The sequence below is a fragment of the Vibrio sp. Y10_XG_PY6 genome, assembly GCF_024181795.1.
GTDB lineage: Bacteria > Pseudomonadota > Gammaproteobacteria > Enterobacterales > Vibrionaceae > Vibrio > Vibrio diabolicus.
Genome location: NZ_JAMZAQ010000001.1, coordinates 953,969 through 973,968, shown reverse-complemented (window position 1 = coordinate 973,968; position 20,000 = coordinate 953,969). Strand labels below are relative to the sequence as shown.

The window sequence follows — 20,000 nt, the reverse complement described above, 5'->3', positions numbered from 1 at the left end:
AAAATGATATTTACAGAATTAGAATGCACAAGAAGTCAACAGACAGCTAGGGACGCACAGAATCTTGTCGAATATGGCGCTAAACAAAAAGACGCCGACAACCTGGTGAAATATGGCGCAGGTAAAACAAAACATGCTCAAGCAAGTGAAGGACATTCCTTTTTCATCTGCGCTAACGAAATAGACTCTATCCCTGTTGAGATGGGCGAACTGGCTACAGGTGCGGACTGGCACGATGCTATAACTGAACTACAAAGCAGCTACAAACATAATCCCCACGTCAAACACCCTTTTCGCCACTTCGTCATCTCTATAGACGAAAGAGAGCGACTTACAGACAAGCAATGGCGTAAAACAGTTAGAAAGACAATGAACCGCCTGGGTTACAAAAACGCACGCTACATCGCATTTAGACACGAAGATACTGATTCTCAGCACGTACACATAACAGTATCAACACAAGACTTGGAAACAAACAAAGCCATCAGCAACTGGATGTCTGTTGAAGCTGCACAAGAAATCATGCGCGAACAAGAAAAAGAGTACGGATTAAGGCAGCTAGAAAACTCAGCATCAGTACTAGCAAAAGGTGAAGCAGTCACTTCTGACATGTACTCTCACTCAGTGAAGTTGATGATGAGACGCTTAGTTGAATCAAGCATTAAAGAGCTACCGATGCTAGTGCAAGCCAGGGCAAATAATCTAACGAAACTAGGTGTAAACGATGAGCACACTAGTAAAGCGAGCTTGGATCTTTATCAAATAGCACTGCTACGGAACGGCGTTGAGATAATACTTAAAGAAGACAGAAACAACGAAAAATTCATCGGTCTTGTTTACAAATACAATGACTTCATCATACCTGCATCAAAGCTTAGAAGCGGGAACAAGTTTACGCTAGGCGGCTTGATAAAATCAGGAATTCTAACAAGTGATGCAAACATTATAAGTAGTTATGATGAGTCACAAATTGAAAATTATGACCTTAGAGAAATGTTTGAATCGCAAAAAGATTTTGCAGAGCAAAGATTTGAAACAGTAAGAAAAGACGCTGAAGCACATGCTGATAAGGTAAAGAAGCAAGCCGAAGAATGGGATAAGCACATGCTTAACTGCTTCATTATCTCATGCAGAAAGCAGTATCAAAGAGAGGTAGAGGATGCTATCGCTTTCTGGTTATATCACGGCAAGCGCATCAACAAACGCGACAAAGCTTTCGTTCACGCAATTTACGAACAAGAAAAAGGCATATACTCAGCATCTAAGACGCTAAGTAAATTCTTCTATCATCTGCTTCTAATCCTCTTCGAACTGAACAAAAAAAATCATTGGGAATTGAAAATAACCCCTGTCGCGGCGCATGAAGATCAAGACCTGGCAATTAACCAAGCCATTGAACAAATAGAAAAAACATATAAAAACGAAGGTATCTTTGCTGACAACAAAAAGCAGAACAGAAGACGCAACATCAAGAAGAAACCAAAAGATATCGCTGAAAATACATATTAATTTAAAAAAGAGGGCTGAAGCTATATTTTTATTTTTGTAATATAAATAGAAAAACCCACCATCATTTAAAAATAAAAAAACCAACTGAAGAATTTAATACAAACAATAACATTATAGTTTATATTATAAATTTAAATGTTATAATTAAAATATAAAAATAATAATAAAAAGATAATAATATGAGTATTTTTAAAAAAATAAATAATGAATTAACTGATAACGTTACAGTAACACCAAAACAAAAGAAATCTCCCCTACCGCGATTTCAAAAAAACAAAAGCGGCAAGATACTTTACATTATTGTCCGAGATCCTGAGTTAATAAATGGTAGCGGCAACGCAACACATATAACATTAATAAAGCTACCGATCACTGCCCCCTCCTCTCCGCGTTCTATAAAACACCTCATTGCCAAATATGGCACTGAAGAAGCGAAATCTGGAAAGTACGAAATCACTGAGCACAACTTTGAAGAAATTATGTCTCACTTCAAACCCGCAAATGCACTATACAAGAAGTACAGAAAAGAAGAACTGCATGAAAAGCAAAGCGTTGTTATTAATTCAAAAGAAGAGCAAGTCTGCAAGATTGCTGCATTGATACATCAAGCATCAGATGCTTTTGACGAGCTAGAGGGTGAAGATGAGATTGATGTTCTTGAAGCACAAGAAATCCATCAGGCTTTGTACCGAGTGAAAAACAGACTCAGAGCTGCAAGAATGCCTGATACTTACTATAACGAGTTTCTCTTTAAAGAAGATGATAAAGAATCTGTTGAGCATATGCGCAGTAAGCGTAAGTTTAACCTTGAAGACAAAGCTAGCCTTATGAGATTCGTTAAAGTCTTTTCTAAGCTAACCCCTCTAAAGCTTCGTGACCGTGACTCATCAAAAACTGATACAAAAGCAGTAGCAATAAGAAGAAAAATCGAAGAACTCAAACAAAAAGTAGAATAGAACCAACAGCCCCGATGGGGCTGTTTTTCCTTTTTACCCTTGACTGCGGGTAAAGCACAAACTACCCTCTATCGTGGGTAGATACGAGGAATTGTTATGTTGATAACATCATCTAGGCAGTTAGCAATACATCTGCGTGACGAAAGAAAACACAAGAACCTGTCGCAAGCTAAGGCTGCCGACCCCGTGGGTCTAAAACAAGACACTATTTCCAAGTTTGAGATTAATCCAGAGACCACCAGGATTCAGACGCTATTTCGCATCTTATCATCGCTAAATCTGGAAATGCATATAGTGCCGAAAGGAGAAAGTATCGAACTGAAAGCCTACAGTGGGATCGAAGAGAAATGGTGAATAAAGCCATTCCCACTCATGAGAATCAACAAAATCAGCATGTTCAACGAAATAAAGTGCCGCTTATTTTAAGCAAGCTACCCCATTCCCATGCATGGGAATACAATTAGACATCTGATCGTCATATTAACTCTGAAAAGTTATGGCTAGATCGTACAAATCAACCTGCTGGTATCGTAGCTCACAACTGGACAAAAGTGAGTTAGAGTCGATGCTCTAAATAACCTTCTATTCATTACTTGATGTATTCTGACCGAACCAATCCCCCCACTAAAGTGGAAGTCAATGATAACCCCCCTATGTCATCACCGCTCTAACCATCACAAGGGATAAGATCGCAGAACTCCAAAAAGGTTCAACTGATTTAGGCAACAACGCCATGTTCACTCTAACGACTTGAGTTTCCGTCAAAATCATCAGATTTTTCTTTGAAGGGAGTATATATTGATGCGACTGAATGCATTATGAGGAGAATAATATGTCAGTTATGGATTATCAAGATGCTTCGAAAGAAGAGCTTCAAGAACTAGAAAACGAAAGACTTGAGCTACTGAACGACTTTAAAGAGCAGTTGGCAGTGTTCTGTGATTACCTAAAAGTTGACTTAGACCAGCAAGCGACCTTTAAATCACTAGACACCGCAACAGCACTCACGCTTTCCTCTCCACGTTATATTCCTGCACAAAAGGGAATTTTAAAAATCTCAGCTCAAGGCTATTTAAGTATAAAATTGGTTGAGAAAGTCAAATCAACCACTACAGACATTGTTAAGGCGCTGGCCAACAAAATTGCAGACTCTTCCCAAAAACTGCCATGCAATGACATTGCACTTAAAGGTTCCGTTGATTCCATCGCCGCAAAGCTGACTCAACGCTACTTGTTTGGCCATAGACGCTTTTATGACGTTGAACCAATTCCAGAAGTCCCAACATTGAGGAACAACGACTTAAGAGCTTTATGTGAACGTCACCTTCTCGATCGAGTAAAGGAGCGTTATACGTCTCACTACCACCGCTACAGATTATGGGACGGAAGAGCCATCGATTTATTTTCTAGCTACCTGTTTAATGTCAAAAGTGAAGAGCATAGTTTCTTTGATTCTAAGAACTTAATTCATCTTCTGAATAACACCCCTGCGCCAATCAAAAAAGAATGGTTTAAAGATGAATGCATCGAATGTTGGGAAGCGCTTTATGCAGATGGCCCACGTTATGCGTATACCGAGCTTGCCTACCCTGATGAGAGTGGTGTCATTTTTGAAGAATACGTACCACTAGACATGGTAAGTGAAGATGTATGGGATTCGCTTTATGAGCGCTATAAAAACAAACTGAAAGAACATGTCGAGTTCGCCCAATAACTCTTGTGTGTCTTATCTCTAATCAAAATTAAGCAAATAATTGTCAATAAAAGGAACAAAGAAAAAATGACCGCGACAATTTCAGTCAGCAAAAGTGCGATATTTGAGCTAATCATGGCTGGTTTAGAAGCTTATGCTGTAAAACATCAGGGCAGCAAGAGTATTTCTGTAGAAACCGCCGCTCACCTTTGGGGGTACGTGAACAAAACACATCCATTTAAATGTACGATAAATCATGTCTCTGTAGAGACGTCTGCAAAGCGAAAGCGCTCTTCAGTTGAATTTAGCTCTGAATCTCTTTTGATTAAAAAAGACATCGCGAAAGTGTTCGGAGACCAGTATCAATATATAGGAACCGCTCATTCTCACCCTTATTTGCGGGAAGAAAGCATCGATGCCGCAAGAATTAGAAAAGACAAGTTGTATGAATTATCTGATACTGATCATAAATGTGAGATTGGATATCCCGAAATTGAGGTGACTGGTAAATCGTACAGTGTAGCTTTGGTACTAACGGTTCATTCGATGCTTAAGGCTGATGATAGAAAAGATGGAACAAGCTTCGGAGAACCACTTATCGAGTTTTCTCTCGGCAATATCAAATTCTGGCTGTATGGCCGAGTTTTTGAGCATAAATCGAAGTCATCTTTGAGCGACGAGGAACGTCATTCTTATGAACGTTATAAGTTGGCCCTAAGTAATGTTCCCAACGATAAAATAGTTCCTGTGCCTCTAGAGACTGTGTTAGAAAGTGGTGTTTTTATAGATACATTGTGTAAAGACTTTGGCAGATTGAGGTTTTTAGATAATGAATCAGAATATGATTTAGCCACTGTTGCAGAGCGTAGATGGGGATAACGTTTCTGGCGTAGTCTCAGCTTACGCTTGTTTTGTTAGCGGCACTGGTTCAAGTGCTGCTATATCGTCTAAGATGTTTCACATTCTAAGTTAGTAGTTCTAACTCGCTTTTGTCCCCGAGTGGACTAAATCACCGAGTGTCGTAGACCTGAAGCAAGAGCTAAAGGATAGACCTACTACAACTGTTACGGTTACTGAACCAAGCAAAGGTTTCAACTTCTTCACTCCATTCAAGACAGAAGAACAACTCAAAAAAGCATACAAGAGCTTATCTCTTGCGTATCACCCTGACAGAAGCGGTGACACAGAGATAATGAAAGAGCTTAACGACCAATACAAATCTGCTTCAGCTAACTAAATAACTGGAACTAACTTACTGGAAAAAGTGCATTGCTATGGAGTTGGACGCTAAAGGCAGTATTTACAAAAATGCGGCGAATTCGACTCGACAGTTTCGGATAGGGTTATCCGAGTATTTTCTCTCATTGCAAGCGGTGTGAGAGCTGACCAATCACATGTGGGATGTGTGTAGCTTTACAGCTTTAAAACAAGAGCCTGTTATATAAGAGCTTCCGATTAGTATTATCCCATATTTGATTGTGATCTCATGGGCTGGCAGCTTCGTTCTATCTATGTTCACCTTCAAGCAGTCCCTGCACGAAATCAACCAATCGCTAGATAACTCTGGTTCTGGCGATTTGATAGATAGAGTTAGCTCACACTCTTTTTTACCAAGGCTGGCATTTACTACATGAAACAAGTTCATTCTGTCTTCAGAGTTTAGCTTATCAATATACCGAACAAATTCCTCCACTTTAGGCTCCTTCTTAGAATTCAGTAACGATGGATTAAAACAGAGATTTCTTTAAATCCAAACTGCTTTATGTTTCCGAACTACCTTTAGAAGGTAGGCTTTGGTGTGTATGATGGTGGCTTTGATGTGATGGACGCACCTCCCTTCTAGCATCGCTGTACCACACTACAGGTACAGCCATTAACGGGCGATGAGCGAATTTTAGAGCGGGTGTTCTATGGCGCTTTTGTCCCTGAGTAATACTATACACCGATTAATTGAAAAGAGGGGACGTCTCCATCCCCTCTAAGCCTATCCATAGTACGTATCGTCCATACTGTAACCACCAAGTTTTGATAGAGCTTCGCTTTCTTCTTCTGTATGCGGGGTATTTAACATTCTGAAATACTCATCCATTTTCATTTGAAATGCTGCACTTTCGATAACCTCTCTAGGTACATCAGGAAGCTTTGAAGAAAAAATGTCAATAATCGCAGTTTGAAGTTGATCATCATCACAGAACAAATATAGCTCTTCAGCAGTATCGGAGGCATGACAAGACTTTGCGAAAAGGTGAGGTCACTATGGCCTTTATGGCCTAAAGCGTGAGAAAGCCAATCATTTCTCTTGAAAGCTGAAATTAGAGAAGTTTCTGATTCATCAGAAATCAGAACTGCGAACTGTTTAGCTGATTCTTTAAGCTGTTTAAGCTGTGAAGGGTAAACTGGATACTTGTTTTTTTAGACATACATCAATCCTCGTTTATTGGGCTAAAGACATGCAATGTGACTCTCACGCACTATTCCCAATGAGCACTGATTCATTAGTTAAGTAGAAAGCGCCTTGACCACGAGTCAGGTCTAGGTGGCGTCAAACCTAGCCTGTAAGGTATCAGGTGGATAATAAGTGTGTCAATGGCCTTACAGTAGCCTCCACAACTTGCTTTTGTTCCATAGCTGGGTTGTTAAATGCTAATCCTGATCTGGAAGCCTCTGATGGCATTGACGACTTTCTTGAGGTACCGTCAACGCATGTGTCGGGATTAGAACCAAGCTACTTGTGCTGGTAACAAAAGCCTCACAGGTCGTATGAAATTTCAAAACTGGCAAGACTTGTAATTTGTCAACACCAAGGTGTAATAGCTTACCTCAATGGCGTTTGAGCTAGCTCAGATTTGGGCATAAACACGTTAGGTTTTTCCTGCGTTATCTGCCAATTTTGTTTCGCAATGAATCGCTAACGCCATCTAAACTACGGTGCGTGAAATCGTGTTTTAGTACCAATTCATCTTCAATACTTTTACCTTGAAATAACACTTGGCAGTCATCTATAGTCGCAACGAAGATTGGTCTGGATTCAAGCATAGCTTTGGATATGCCCGATGCATCACAATAAGCGTTCAGACCTTCAATGCTTTTTGCCCATGAACACCCTAGGTCATCCACACATTCTGTCTCCCTACCTATTCTGTATAATGTAATGACTTGATTAGTCGGAGTATAGGTTTGTGGGAATTTAGATAGATCAAAGCGAAAACAATCATAACCACCTGAAATTACATCTGAAGTGTACAGTTCAGTAAACATTTCGTCTTGAGCATTTCCATGCATAATCTCAATAATTATGTCTTTATGGCATGTAAAGAAATGCAGTAAACACTCCAAATTATCGCCATGCTCGCTAGTAAGAAAATCAAGTTCTAAATCTTTACCCGATTTTAATGTTCTGTTGAGGTAATCTAGTTCGCTACTGCTCAGGAACTCACGCTGTAAGTGTTCTATATCGATAGCTATAGCATTGAGCAATGAAGTTAAATATTGATTCAAACTGGTATTCTCCAACGAATTAATCACTTATAACTGTATTGTAATTCAAACATTAAAAATGAGAATCAATTTACTGATTATGATAACTTACTTGATTAGGGCATAAACAGTTAAAGAATAGGGTCAGGAATGTCAATATTACCAATCACTAAATGGAGTTGAGAAAGAGGTACTGCGGTGAAGAAACCTGAAATTCTAAGTATGGGAGTCCACGAACTTCAAACGCGTTACGGCTTCACGAGCCTATCATCGAAGACGTTCCCTGAAGCAATGCGAAAAGCAAAGCAGGTTGCTGTTGTAGATTGCGTACAGACTTCAGTAGAGTCATACGAGCATGAAGAGTCTACAGCGGTAGGTTACTCGTCTGAAGGGGAGCAAGTTGGCGGCGAACTTTTGTACGAGACTCGCTATAGAGTTGTCACCAAAGAAATCAAAGAATATGAAGCCAATCAAGTAGAGGAATACAACGCTAGATATGAAGAAGAACGACGCGAACATATATTGAACTGCACAGATCCTGATTGCGAGAGTTGTTTTTGGTATAACCTACCAGACTATACCAGTTAATTGTCGCTTGTAATGCTTTTTTAATCCGACGACTGAATGCTCCCTAATTCCGCAGAAAAACTCAAGACATGAAGACAAGTATGGGAAAAGACCATTAGCCTCCATCTTTCCCAACTTGCTCAAACACACAATGGGGCAAAGGTGATTTAAGCAACTACGAAGGATTCCTTCCTAGTTGCCAGCACGGAATAAGAGCAATTCGAGTTATCTTTTTTCATTTAGTACAAGTAAAACATTGAATTAACTTATATGGAAGCGGAACCGAGTCAGAGTTACGAAGTCCGCTTAACTTTATTTATTCAAGATTAGCTCTTACAACTTACACTACTGATTACACAGAGTCTTGATCATATTAGTTTCATGGTTAAGGATATTTTCTCGCCCTACTCCATCAGGACCCCACTTATGGTAGCTCATCATAATTGCTTGCTTTAAGCTCTCTGCACGATTGTTCTCTTGATAGAACGTCTTCTTATCTTTCGGAGAGTAATTACTAAGCCTTGAGTTACTGCTTGGCGAAATAAGACAAAGATTGCCGAAGCGATCAACGTCTTCCATCTTACTTGCGCCCGATGGATCGGTTTGTGGAAAGTAATGTTCAACAGAGGTTCGGAATGAAAATTGGAAATCCTCAAAGTGTTTTCCAAGTTCTTTTTTACTTATACCATCAAATGACTCATTGTCTGATAGACGCTTCCACAATAGGTAGTCTAAACGGTTGAAAACAAAGTTTTGTACGTCAGTCCCCTTATGTAAAACACCTACATTATTCTCTGTAAACTACAGACAAAACTTCGGAAGCAAAGTCGATAGCGAATAAACTTAATCAGCTAATTTCAACCCCAGTGTACGTAAGTACACTCTGTCATGAAATAACCACTAGAGCTAGCATCGGTATCGGTATATACCCAGATGATTCAAGTAGTTTATCTACACTAATAGAGTTAGCGGATAAGGCGATGTATAGAGCCAAAATTGCAAATGAGCCATACATGTTTGTTTCCGAAAAGGGAACAGCTCCAACAGTTCTTTAAACTGAGTTGACCATGTACAAAATTGGTTCGCCTCCGCTCCTTGATCAACTGCAAAGACATACATTAAGTAAACGGTAGTTTTGCAACAGTATAAGATCTAAAATCTAGTTGTAGTAGTTAGATATAACAACTCAGTATGTGGAAATTTTTACTTTTACGCAGAGTCATTTGAGGTCGCTTCCGTTTTTAAGAATAATAATCGAAACTAGCTAGTTCATTCCCATGCATGGGAATCAGTAATCGATCGCCGAAGGGTTTGTACATCACAAGCTCTAGTCTAATAATTACTTTGCGTTAACTATCAGAAGGGTCAGACAGCATATCTTGCAAGCCCAGTTTCTCTGCAAAACTCTGGTTTCTCATCTTAGCTCGCTGAGAAATATCAGATAGTGTCAGAATCTCCATTCGGATATTGGCAATAGTCTGTCTGATCCTATAATCGGCACTTCTTACAGGTATAGAGTCCCTATACCAACTACCAGAAACGGACTGTTCGTATTCATTCAAAGATGAGATTGGTGATATTTTTTCACCGATTAAGTAACAGTAGAACTTCTCTAACGGCACGTTGGCATAATTAGCCAATAAATTGCAGTAGTCTGGCATTTGTTGCAAATATGCTGACAACTCAACATCTTGTGCTTTAAACTCAAGTAAAATACATTTACCCTCCCCTGCATACAAATAGACGTCAGGTCTCTGATTTGGCCTGAACCCAAACTCTGCCATCGCCTCGTATGCATCCTCTCGGAGTAATGGTCTACCATCAGGTAAAGTCATTTTACTCAGCTCCATTTCTGAGAAACCTTGGTAGTACAAAAACTCTTCATCGAGCACCCAAAGATCATTGATATCACCCTTTGTTTTTCTTTTAAAAAACAAATCGTGGATTATCCCTTCCTTGTCTCTCTTTTTTCCTTTGGGTATATCTATTTTTTGAGCTTCAAGATCGTTAGATACGATCTTATCTAGCAGTTTTGCTACTAGCTCTCTTCGCACGACGTATTTTGAAAGCTCTTCTTTGTTTTGTTCATCAACAAGCAACGATAGCTCTTTAGATTTCTCAGCTATCTTAACTTGATAATCCTCTGATGCTGGATTTAGTCGGTCGAGCTGTTTAACAATACATCTTGCTTTATTGCTTTTATCCGCAATAATTTTTGCTAACTCAATATGTAGTACATTAGTAATACTTTCATCAGAGGCATTTAGCTTTACTTTCCCTTTAGCCAGTTCTGCGACTTTGGCTGATAAACCAAGCTCACGGGCAAGTCGCATCACTCTCTTGGTTGTTGCCTCTTTTGCATCAATCAGCTCTTCGTAAATGCTCTCTAGTTGGACGCTTGCTTGCTTCTTAATGTCATCCAGATACACATACGAATCATCACCAAATAAACCTGATGATATTTCCTTAACCTCTGATTTCGATTTAATCTTAAACGAGTCTACTGCATCATTAACGTTGTCTGATATATCTAAATAGTTTCCATAAAATGCTACAACTTTCTTTTTCCACTCAATGAGTTGGCATTATTGATAACTGAGTTTTTAATATGTTCAACTGGGATATCTTTACTACAGAGAAATGCCCCGTGACTTTCAATTGACTCGGCATCAAACTCAAAAACTAACCAACTGAAACGCTCAGGTTCTTTGCTCGTATCTCGCACCCATTCGATACCATTTTTAGCCTTATGTGCTTCTTTAGGGTAGCAATAATTGATTGAGAATTGACCTGAGTCACTAGGTTCAGGGAAGTCATCTGGAGTGAGAGTTACACACTCTAAATCTGAGGCTACCGAGTATTCAAACTGAAGTTTAAGATCTGGAAAAGTCATACCTTTTTGCTTTTCCAGATAAACACGTAAAGCATATTGAGACTGGATCAGCGATACAAATTTTTTTAAACTCAATGCGCTAAAGAACGCTGAATCTCTCTTCTGTGGTTGAAACCCCTGCAAAGTGATTGTTGTCAGTACTTCATCCGAGTCTGTGGGTTCAAAGCGGTCATCGAAAATAAAATTATCACTACTGCTCTTGAAAGCCCTCAGAAAATGTTCATTATTTTCAAAATATTGACTCACAACGCTAACGTGAGAAAAGCGATGTAGGAGCTGCAAACGCCCAGTACCTCGGTTGTGGTAGCCTTTCGATTTATCAAGTAGAGAACCGAATCTTTCAAAAGATGCTGAGTTAAAACCTGCTCCTGTATCTGAAATTACGATCTGTTCAAGTTTTTTCTGTTCTTCATCAATATCATTAAAACGAAAAGTAATGCTAATAACTTGCTTTTCTTCACTTTTTCTTTCAAGAATTGACTCCAATGAGTTGGTTATTGCTTCAAAAACAGGAGCTAACGTATTTTTTGATGCAGGAATGAGCTTCAACATTCCAGATAAATGTGCGCTTGGGTTTCTCATCGTAAGCCAACTTTGATTAGACGAAAGTACTGATTAACGTAGTGTATATATGATCAGGGTAGCAACAAATACCTGTAATTTCACTACTTGTTAAGAGTACCGAAAGGTTCCCTTGATTTCTGTTAAGTACGTATAGCTTTAAAAATCATCACGTGAATGGATCACTATAGCTCGCAGAACACGTATGGGTAACCCTAATATTATATATGGTAGCTACACTGCTTATCTGTAGCCTACCCTAGAGACGCAGTATGGTTTTACCATACTGCTTACACTATTTAGGAGTGTAGAGAGCAGTTCCAGCAGCTTTAGCGCACTGCTTGTGCTTTTAAATCTGAATTTCATTTTTCTTGGTTCTTTTCTTATCGCGTACCCAAATGATAGAACCATTCGTTTTTTTCATATCAAACAGATCGATAGCAGCAAACAAATCACTCAGTTTCTTAAATCCATAATTTCTTTGATCAAAAGATGCGTGATTCGAAATATGGTTTCCGATAGGTCCAAGCTTTGCCCAGCCATTATCTCCCTCTGTCGCTTCTATCGCTTGCCTTAACAAATTGATAAGCCTTGTATCACCTTTTAAAGTCGTATCGACCGTCACTTTCGGTTGAGAATGGGTATCAGCCTCTTTATCTAAGTAAAGAAACTTAGAACAACTATTTACGAAAGGTAATGGGGCTTTTCGCTCTCCAAAGCCAACAACTATTTTACCATCAGCTAGTGATCTCGTTACTAGTGGAGTGAAATCACAATCTGACGACACCAAACAAATGACATCTATATCCTTGGTATAGAGTATATCCATCACATCTATAACGAGTGCCATATCTGTCGCGTTTTTCCCTTTTACTAGATCAAATTGCTGGACTGGCTGAATAGCGTGCTCATGTAAAACATCCTCCCACGCCTTCAAGTTTTGACTCTTCCAGTTCCCATATGCCTTCCTAATATTAACTACACCATAACGAGCTAACTCGGATAGGATCTTATCGATTTTAGTGGCTGGTGCGTTATCTGCATCGATAAATAGGCCGATCTTATCTGTATCTTTCACATCACTTTCCATTCATTGAAGTTTTAACTTGAGACTTTCGCATCATCGCGCAATATCCTGTCTGAACAATCTAAATGCTCAGCCGCCTGCTTCCATGTTCCAAACCTATCTTTTGCCCAAATAGCCAAGTCCGACTTAAAGCGGCTTAGGTGTTCATCTCTGCTCAAGGACGAGTCATCGTTAAAAGGAGGTCTAACAAAGCAACTTCTGTCTGTTTCCCACAGTTTGATACCGACACTTATGCATTTTTGAGCATCTGATTCATCCCAATAGGCCATGATCAAAACTGCTAGCTTCTGAAGATCTCTTATATTTCCAGGCAACGCATCTGTTTGGAATATCTCTTCAAGGTCTGAACTCATTGGCGCTATTTTTGAGTACAGATTATTTACATTAAGCTCATCCCATACCTGCTGCCAGTCATTTTTTAGATCCTGCCTACAGTTGCGCAATGCTGGTATAGTTACCTTTAGCATAGATATACGATCTAGAAAATCGGCATCCAACACACCTGCTAACTCCGAGCAATTCTTATTTGAAGCACAAATCAATTCGAAGCTTGATGTTTCTTCTTTATCCGCTCCTATTGGTCTATAACGATGTTGATAATCCTGTAAAACTCTCACTAGCTTACGCTGAACTGTTTGTGGTAAATCTTGTATCTCATCTAAAAATAGAACCTTTCCATCTGCTGACTTAAGAATCCCTTCTCTATCGGAGGTTGCTCCAGTAAAAGCTCCTTTTGTATGTCCGAATATAAGGCTCTCCGCTACAGATGAATCAAGGCCACCGCATGCAATGGTAACAACTTCTTTTTGCTTGGTAGCTTTAACAAAAGTTTCTATTAGCCGCGTTTTCCCCGTACCTCGCTCCCCAAGAACCAGTAATGGTACATGTGGAATTGAGGTAAAACGCTTTAACTGCTCAAAGGCTTCCCGTCTGTCTTTTGAGACTGGCTCTACTTCATAGATAGCCATATTTGGCGTCGTATAAGATTGCTCCCTAATCTCAGCCATGTAAGTCGAAATATTGAAATTAACTGGTTTGAGACTGGTTCGTTTAGTTTTAGGGTTTCGTTGTGTAGACCAGAGTTTTGTCGTTGGCGGAAAGCGTCCACCAGCATGCAATATTAGCCAGACAGAATGCATTGCTGGCGTACCTGGGGAAACATTGATATGAAGATTCGTAATCCCTTTAATTTTAGGTAAAACTTGCTCCACGATTTTCTGATATACCAGACTATGCTCGGTCGGGTCAGAAAGTTCAATTAACTCGGAATTGACTCGTTTGCTAAGATCGTCATCTATGTTGAGCTGTTGTTCCTCCTGTTGAAGGAGCATGATCCTGTCAATCCGAGTACGAAGCTTTGATTCCAACTTCTTGACAGCATTAATTAAAACATCATCACCAGCTCTAACTGCTTGCCAGCATAGAAGTACATGCTCCTTCTCCATTTACTTAGCCCGCCTTTTTTAACACAATACTAGCCGTAGGAAAGCTTTCCGTTTTAAGTCGAATAGCACCCGCTAAATCGTCGCTTTGAGATATAGCTATTAGCTTACGATTTCCAACTTGATAAACTTTTGGTTCGTATGAGTGTTTGATGACTTTCATCTTTGGCTTTTTCTTTTTGCGATTAGCTTTAGTGCTTACTTGTTCTTCATTCTCATGTGAGATTTCTTGTTTCTCCTCCCAAAGCACTTCCTTACAATTTACTGGTAGCTCTGGAGGCAAAACCTGCCATTTATACTCGACAAGGCAACTAGGACTACTTTTCCAGTTAGTCACAGGAAACTCGGGTTCTAGTTCTAAGTCCGTCAAGCATTCAGCAGTTAATGATGGGATCTCTTTGATTTCTGTACTCGATATCACTAAAGACTGTAACCGCCCATCTTGCCAATACTGTATTTCACCCGCATGGGAAGAAAGCATACTGTTAAGTAGCAACTTCCTGATATCACTGTTTGAGTTCCCCAATAGACCGACTAAACATTGATTAATAAGCTTTGCTCGTTCACCGTCTAATGTCACTCCTACCTCAAAACCTGTATCAAGTCCGTGCTCCTGTAAGTTAGCCGACATAATCATCCCATGATTATGTTCATTCCAAATAGCTTTCGCATGCAACCACTTAAATCCAAACACCTCTGCACCTGCTTCAGCCAATTTGATAAGAGAAGGCATTGAGCTTGGTCTTACCCGCGATAGGATAGTAACTTTAACGCCCTGCTTGGCTTTCTCACAAATTGCATCAATCACTTCGTGGTCTTTCTGCCAACCAAAACTTGAAATCATCAACTCCTGGGAACTTTCATTAATCAACTTCAGTACGTGCGCTTTCAAAGAATGCTGACTATTGGTGGTACAAACTATTCGTTTGAGGTCATTGGGAAAGGCTATGACGTTTTGCGTACTAGTTGCAGAGAATTCGGAATTATCCAACATCTCATGTTCAGCGTACTCAAACATCGCCCATTTCAAGAGCTTCACAGTTTCCTGTACCTCTTCAGATGAAAGACAAACCGCTAGCTCTTCATTTCTTTCAAATGCTTCGCGGGTTAGATTAGCAGTCAACAATACCCCTTTAGCAATGTGCGATGTGTTACCTGGTAATGCATCGACTAAAACTATCTTAGAGTGGAAATGAGGTGCGGAGCGAACCACAACTCTACCACCTAGTCGTTTTAGCATTTTGGTATGTTGAAGTAAGCAATCTTTCCCAAAATCATCGTCAGGGACGTCACCTTCTAATCTCGTTTCACAAGCAAGCATCAAATAGACACGTACGCCTCTTTCCGTTGCGTCAAAAATCGCGTCCTCTATAATGGTATCCGCTAACAAAAAGCTGCTTAATACAACGGATTCTCGGGCATTATTTATCAGGTCAACAACGTAACTAGCTAGCTCTCGTTTTTTCCCAGAGATAAACAAATCACTCTGAGTCTCTGCCACGGCCTCTCGCTTAGAAACTCCGTTATGACACCATACTGGAGGTAATCGAGTATTTGACTGGTCGACGGTTTTGCTAAAGTACTTTGCATATTTTTGAATATTATTCATCTTTTATAATCCCCAATCTGCCGCAGCCACGATATGCCAATCCCTCTTTGAGCGTGCTTTCGGATCTAGGATTACACTGTTTGCCAATTCATCCCTGGAAGGAAGATTAATTTCAAAGTCTTTGAAAGGCATTTTCGCTTTCTCCAGCCACTTTTCATACTTTTCGACTGTCGCATAGTTATCAATGTATGAAAGCAGTAACCATTCAGACCATCGTTGCGCACATACTTCAGTTTTTGGTCTTAGCCGAACTCCCTTTGCTATAACAGAATTAAACCGATTTAATCCATTTAGAGATGGCCTTGGAAATTCAATGTTTATTCGCATTGTGCTTTTAGAACTGTCAGGGACATCATCGAAATATTCTTCGAACTCGGCTGTATCGTTTCTCCAAGAGTCAATTTTCCGACCACCTAGCAACAGTTCATACCAAACTTCGTCTAAATATCTATTTGGAGCTTTGAACTTACTTACTTCTTTACTATCTTTGTACAACGTCAACGACTGTTTAGTCACATTCCACTTAACTGACAGTTTGAATGGAGAGTCAACCGTTTCCCCCTTCAACTTGATTTCACCAATATGAATTATTTCTCCTCCAGTACATGGCTGCCCGACTTCGTCCTGTACTCGATTTTTAATCCAATGAGGAATTTTTTTAAAATTGGCTATTCTCTTGTCAGTTTCGTGCTTGTTACGACGCAATGCTTCATCCATGGCCTTTGGCTCTGCGTGTTTTTCAATAGCCATAATGGGAAACGGCAACAATGGATCATTACTAAAAGTAATCTTCCAAACCCCCTCTTCGGGAACGAAAATTCGTTGCTCTTTGATAGCCTCATAACCTTCATCCGTTAGTGCGTATTTCCCACGTTTTTTGAAAGCCAAATTTAAGTCTATTGCTCTGTTGAGCATGCGCTGCGCAATCCCCAAACGTGCTCGATCATCAAACAAAAGGTGTTGTGCGACCTGTTCTTCAGTACAAACACCATCTCGAATACATTGCAAAATCAAATCATATTCAGGGCGTTTTTCTGCTTTGGATATCGTTGCGGAGACAACCCATGTTTCTAGTTGAATTTCCCTTTCGAGAATCAGGTCGTTTTTCATTATTTTCATTCCACCACCTCGATGGTACGTGACCAATCCGTATCTTCCGCTAAATGCGCTAATACGCCAGATGCCTTTTTCATTGCATTTCGGTTTCCAAATATTACTTGTGCGTACTTTGCCCGCGTAACTGCAACATTGAGTCTATTTGGGCTTTCGAGAAAGCTCGTAGCATGTGAATTCACAAAGCTCAGTAACACTAGGTCCGCCTCGTGACCTTGGAATTTATCGACTGTACAGACTTGAACATCGATAAATGGAGAGCGTTTATCATCTTTAGTAAAATGACGGTATGCTCTCGGGTTCATCGCCCATGTTCTCAAGCGATTCCTAAGTTCGCGTTCCTGGCCTCGATAAAAGGACAACACAGCCACTTCCCATGGTTTGCCATCTTCCTTTGGACTTTTGACAGCCCATTTCTCAAAGTTAGTTAGTTCAGCTATAAGTTGTTCAGCTTCCTTAGGGTTTCTATTACCACTTGTCGTACGTCCTCCTTGTACATCAACCCATACCGAGCGTTTTCTGTCTGGTCTATAACTCCATGCTCTTTTTTCGATCATTTCTTCTGGCGTGTATAACGCATCTTGGTTATAGATCCTGTTGTGAGAAAAACTCGCTATGTCAGGGTGCATCCTATGTTGATAAATTAGTGTTATAGATCTCTGACTAAGTACATCATCAGGTAGGCCATCAGAGAGCGCCGTACCATGCCGCTGACGCTTCGACCTTTGAAAACCAGACTGAAGAGATTCCAATATAGAAGGAAGAGCCACTTTTTTTACTCTGTTGATTTGATCAATAACAGAATCTTTTCCGCGTTTACCATCGAAGGGCAATAGAGCCTCTACCTGACGAGATAACTTTTCTGAAGTCGTTATTCTTTCATCAGAGGTATCTTTGTTTAGCCTTTGCTCATACTGTCTAGCCATGCGCCAAGCAATCTCATTTTCCCAATTGCTGTCACTACTGTGTTGATGGCGATTTTTATACTCAATTGCTCTTTTCCGATACACAACAGAAGGCGGGATACTTTTCAGGTTGCCTCGAATGCGCATAATATCCAAAGGCATAACTTCCTGATGTTCAGCTAAAAATTGTTGGTCTCCGACAATCAACGATGAATAAGGAATACTTTTGCTATCTCCCCCTGGCGTAGCTACCAAAACACCATTTTCCTCCCCTTGCCTCTTATAAAAATTTTGTACGATATTGCTGCCATTTAACACAATGGATGAAACTCGCCTTCGAGCAGGACTTACTTGACCTGAGGCACTAAATACATCAAGACATGCTTCACGCTTATATACTTCAGGCAAACATGGAGCAATATTTACCGCCGTTGATTCATCATCGACGTAGGGTGATAGTTGTTTTTTGTCGCCGACCAAAATCCACCTCTTTGCCAAGAGTGCTGGTACCAAAAACTCTTGGAAGGTGGTCTTGGATGCCTCATCAATGATCATGTAATCAAATTGAGCGGTTGGCGTGTCAGTATTCTTAATATCTGGATGTTTTAAGATACCGATGGTCGTGCCACAAATAAGATTTGCAGACTCCAACGCCATTCGCTCAATAGTGTTGTTACCACGATTAAGTTCAACCATGAGCTGTTGTTGAGCTTCCGTTAACGTTGAAACCTTATGAAGTTCAGACAAGAGCCGTTTTCTTTCGGTAGAGAGAAATTTTTCTAGCTGGTAAGGTTTAACCTTCTCTGAAATATTCGATTTATCACCGATTCGCAGAGCAATAATCGCATCTCGAACTGTGCTATCTTCTTCAATTATTCTCTCAAGCACATTGTCGACGGCCACATGAGTTGAGGCACACAATAAGATTCGCTTACCTCGCAAGATAAGTTGAATGATAAGCTCTAATATCGCGGTCGTTTTACCTGAACCAGGAGGTCCCTCCATAAATGCAAAATCAGGTGTGTTCAGCGAAATTTCTACGAATTTTCGTTGTTCAAGCGTACCAGGTCGGCTTTCATCCGTTAGTACATACCATTTATCAACTCGGGCAGTTTGGTTACTGCCTACATTTAAAAACTCTTCGAAAAGTGCTGCAAAATCAGACTGTTCTAAGTTTGGGAATTTATCCCATCTAGCATGATCATTTGATTCAAACAACCTTAATAGAGGTCGATGGAAAATGCTTGGTGAACTCTGCAAAGCCTGTATCGCATTTATCTGGCACCGAAGCGTATATGTATTTGGACGTAGTACAATAAATTCCTTACTTGGCATTTTATTGACTAACAATTGCTCAGATTCTGGCTCTCTATCTAGAATGGAAATCTTATTTCTATTATCAAACCAGACTCGATCAGCATCAAAGTGCTTGGTTAAGTGCCAACCATACCCTTGCTCACACTCATAGACTTTTAACGACCTTTTCGAGTATGAAGCGACTTCTAATGCATGTTCCTCTGTTTGATACGCCATTTTAGGCTTGCCACTACGGTCTTTGCAGGCAGGGCAATCAATTGCGGGGCTGCCAACAAATCTCCAATTTGCATTATCTGCCTCGTAGATATCTTCGTTACTTTCATCAAGAAATGACTTAAATACTGACTCTTGAGTAGAACTATCTACTTCCAATAGCTGTATCCAGACTCCCTTCACATCCTTTCGCTCTCCAACAGGAATAACCTCCCTGTCGACAACCTCCCAGCGAAGGCGTTTGACCGCTCCTGAACTTTCTAAATATCTTTTTGTGGTGTCTAGATATTTGTAAAAATCCTCCAAGCCATTAAATGTTTTTTGAAGGAGTATATCTGGCCGATGTTCTTCTAAATTTGCATAATGTAGTAATGCCATTGCCTATCCTCGTTTGTTTTTCTAGTAATTAGATACAATTAGCATGCCATTACATAAAAATATTAAACCATTGATTTTTTTCACAAAGAATCAAGTAAAACCTTGAACTTATGGAGAGTTAATTCCACTCAGGAACATTTGTTCCATTTTTAATGATTTGAATCAATCCATCAAATACAACACCGTACATGTGTGATTCATTTCTCCAAACGGGCAGGCACATTTTCGGAACCCTTTGATGTGAAAGGGTCAATTAAGTGAACACTAAACATTAGGAATA

17 protein-coding genes and 1 pseudogene are annotated in these 20,000 nt (G+C 40.0%); 8 read left to right on the top strand and 10 right to left on the bottom strand.

Annotation, left to right across the window (positions count from 1 at the left end; translation table 11 throughout):
• The first annotated feature begins 3 nt into the window (after window positions 1–3).
• The 6 genes from NL644_RS04270 (at window position 4) to NL644_RS23080 (ending at window position 5,395) form a co-directional block, all read left to right on the top strand.
• A complete protein-coding gene (locus NL644_RS04270) occupies window positions 4–1,509 on the top strand; it encodes a relaxase/mobilization nuclease domain-containing protein (protein WP_253658056.1) in 1,506 nt (501 codons plus the stop codon).
• Window positions 1,510–1,688: 179 nt separating this feature from the next.
• On the top strand, window positions 1,689–2,465 hold the full coding sequence (locus NL644_RS04265; RefSeq protein WP_226420693.1) for a hypothetical protein: 777 nt from the start codon (window positions 1,689–1,691) through the stop codon (window positions 2,463–2,465).
• 96 nt (window positions 2,466–2,561) lie between these two features.
• On the top strand, window positions 2,562–2,819 hold the full coding sequence (locus NL644_RS04260; protein WP_226420694.1) for a helix-turn-helix domain-containing protein: 258 nt from the start codon (window positions 2,562–2,564) through the stop codon (window positions 2,817–2,819).
• Between the two features lie 478 nt (window positions 2,820–3,297).
• Window positions 3,298–4,179 carry a hypothetical protein gene (locus tag NL644_RS04255; protein WP_253658055.1) on the top strand — a complete coding sequence of 294 codons (882 nt, stop codon included), beginning with the start codon at window positions 3,298–3,300 and terminating at the stop codon, window positions 4,177–4,179.
• A gap of 66 nt (window positions 4,180–4,245) precedes the next feature.
• Window positions 4,246–5,037: a hypothetical protein gene (locus tag NL644_RS04250; RefSeq protein ID WP_025576842.1), complete on the top strand. Its 792-nt coding sequence runs from the start codon at window positions 4,246–4,248 to the stop codon at window positions 5,035–5,037.
• A gap of 148 nt (window positions 5,038–5,185) precedes the next feature.
• Window positions 5,186–5,395 carry a DnaJ domain-containing protein gene (locus NL644_RS23080; protein ID WP_367618268.1) on the top strand — a complete coding sequence of 70 codons (210 nt, stop codon included), beginning with the start codon at window positions 5,186–5,188 and terminating at the stop codon, window positions 5,393–5,395.
• Between the two features lie 747 nt (window positions 5,396–6,142).
• On the opposite strand, the gene NL644_RS04245 is transcribed toward NL644_RS23080, so the two are convergent.
• Both NL644_RS04245 and NL644_RS04240 read right to left on the bottom strand, forming a co-directional pair.
• On the bottom strand, window positions 6,143–6,355 hold the full coding sequence (locus NL644_RS04245) for a hypothetical protein (protein ID WP_253658054.1): 213 nt from the start codon (window positions 6,353–6,355) through the stop codon (window positions 6,143–6,145).
• 680 nt (window positions 6,356–7,035) lie between these two features.
• Window positions 7,036–7,656, bottom strand: a complete 621-nt coding sequence (locus NL644_RS04240) for a hypothetical protein (protein WP_253658053.1) — start codon at window positions 7,654–7,656, stop codon at window positions 7,036–7,038.
• 177 nt (window positions 7,657–7,833) lie between these two features.
• On the opposite strand from NL644_RS04240, the gene NL644_RS04235 reads away from it, so the two are divergent.
• Window positions 7,834–8,223 (top strand): hypothetical protein, encoded by a 390-nt coding sequence (locus NL644_RS04235; RefSeq protein WP_253658052.1) that lies wholly within the window; start codon window positions 7,834–7,836, stop codon window positions 8,221–8,223.
• Window positions 8,224–8,547: 324 nt separating this feature from the next.
• Here NL644_RS04235 and NL644_RS04230 read toward each other — a convergent pair.
• A pseudogene (locus tag NL644_RS04230) lies at window positions 8,548–8,931 on the bottom strand (HNH endonuclease family protein); the annotation flags it as partial.
• A 137-nt stretch (window positions 8,932–9,068) separates the two neighbouring features.
• Here NL644_RS04230 and NL644_RS23075 point away from each other — a divergent pair.
• Window positions 9,069–9,257, top strand: coding sequence for a diguanylate cyclase (locus NL644_RS23075; protein ID WP_367618265.1), 189 nt, complete (start codon window positions 9,069–9,071; stop codon window positions 9,255–9,257).
• A gap of 294 nt (window positions 9,258–9,551) precedes the next feature.
• Here the strand turns inward: NL644_RS23075 and NL644_RS04225 are convergent, their stop codons facing one another.
• From NL644_RS04225 to NL644_RS04195, 7 genes are all read right to left on the bottom strand, one after another.
• Window positions 9,552–10,631, bottom strand: coding sequence for a hypothetical protein (locus tag NL644_RS04225; RefSeq protein WP_253658050.1), 1,080 nt, complete (start codon window positions 10,629–10,631; stop codon window positions 9,552–9,554).
• A gap of 122 nt (window positions 10,632–10,753) precedes the next feature.
• On the bottom strand, window positions 10,754–11,677 hold the full coding sequence (locus NL644_RS04220; RefSeq protein WP_253658049.1) for a hypothetical protein: 924 nt from the start codon (window positions 11,675–11,677) through the stop codon (window positions 10,754–10,756).
• Window positions 11,678–12,005: 328 nt separating this feature from the next.
• On the bottom strand, window positions 12,006–12,734 hold the full coding sequence (locus NL644_RS04215) for an NYN domain-containing protein (protein ID WP_122016005.1): 729 nt from the start codon (window positions 12,732–12,734) through the stop codon (window positions 12,006–12,008).
• Between the two features lie 23 nt (window positions 12,735–12,757).
• Window positions 12,758–14,188 (bottom strand): sigma 54-interacting transcriptional regulator, encoded by a 1,431-nt coding sequence (locus tag NL644_RS04210; RefSeq protein ID WP_253658048.1) that lies wholly within the window; start codon window positions 14,186–14,188, stop codon window positions 12,758–12,760.
• A gap of 4 nt (window positions 14,189–14,192) precedes the next feature.
• Window positions 14,193–15,794, bottom strand: coding sequence for a phosphatidylserine/phosphatidylglycerophosphate/cardiolipin synthase family protein (locus tag NL644_RS04205; protein WP_222133196.1), 1,602 nt, complete (start codon window positions 15,792–15,794; stop codon window positions 14,193–14,195).
• A 3-nt stretch (window positions 15,795–15,797) separates the two neighbouring features.
• Complete coding sequence (locus NL644_RS04200) at window positions 15,798–16,913, bottom strand: hypothetical protein (RefSeq protein WP_253658047.1); 1,116 nt, start codon at window positions 16,911–16,913, stop codon at window positions 15,798–15,800.
• Window positions 16,910–19,720 (bottom strand): AAA domain-containing protein, encoded by a 2,811-nt coding sequence (locus NL644_RS04195; protein ID WP_253658046.1) that lies wholly within the window; start codon window positions 19,718–19,720, stop codon window positions 16,910–16,912. Before NL644_RS04195 ends, NL644_RS04200 begins: the two co-directional genes overlap by 4 nt.
• Window positions 19,721–20,000 lie beyond the last annotated feature (280 nt).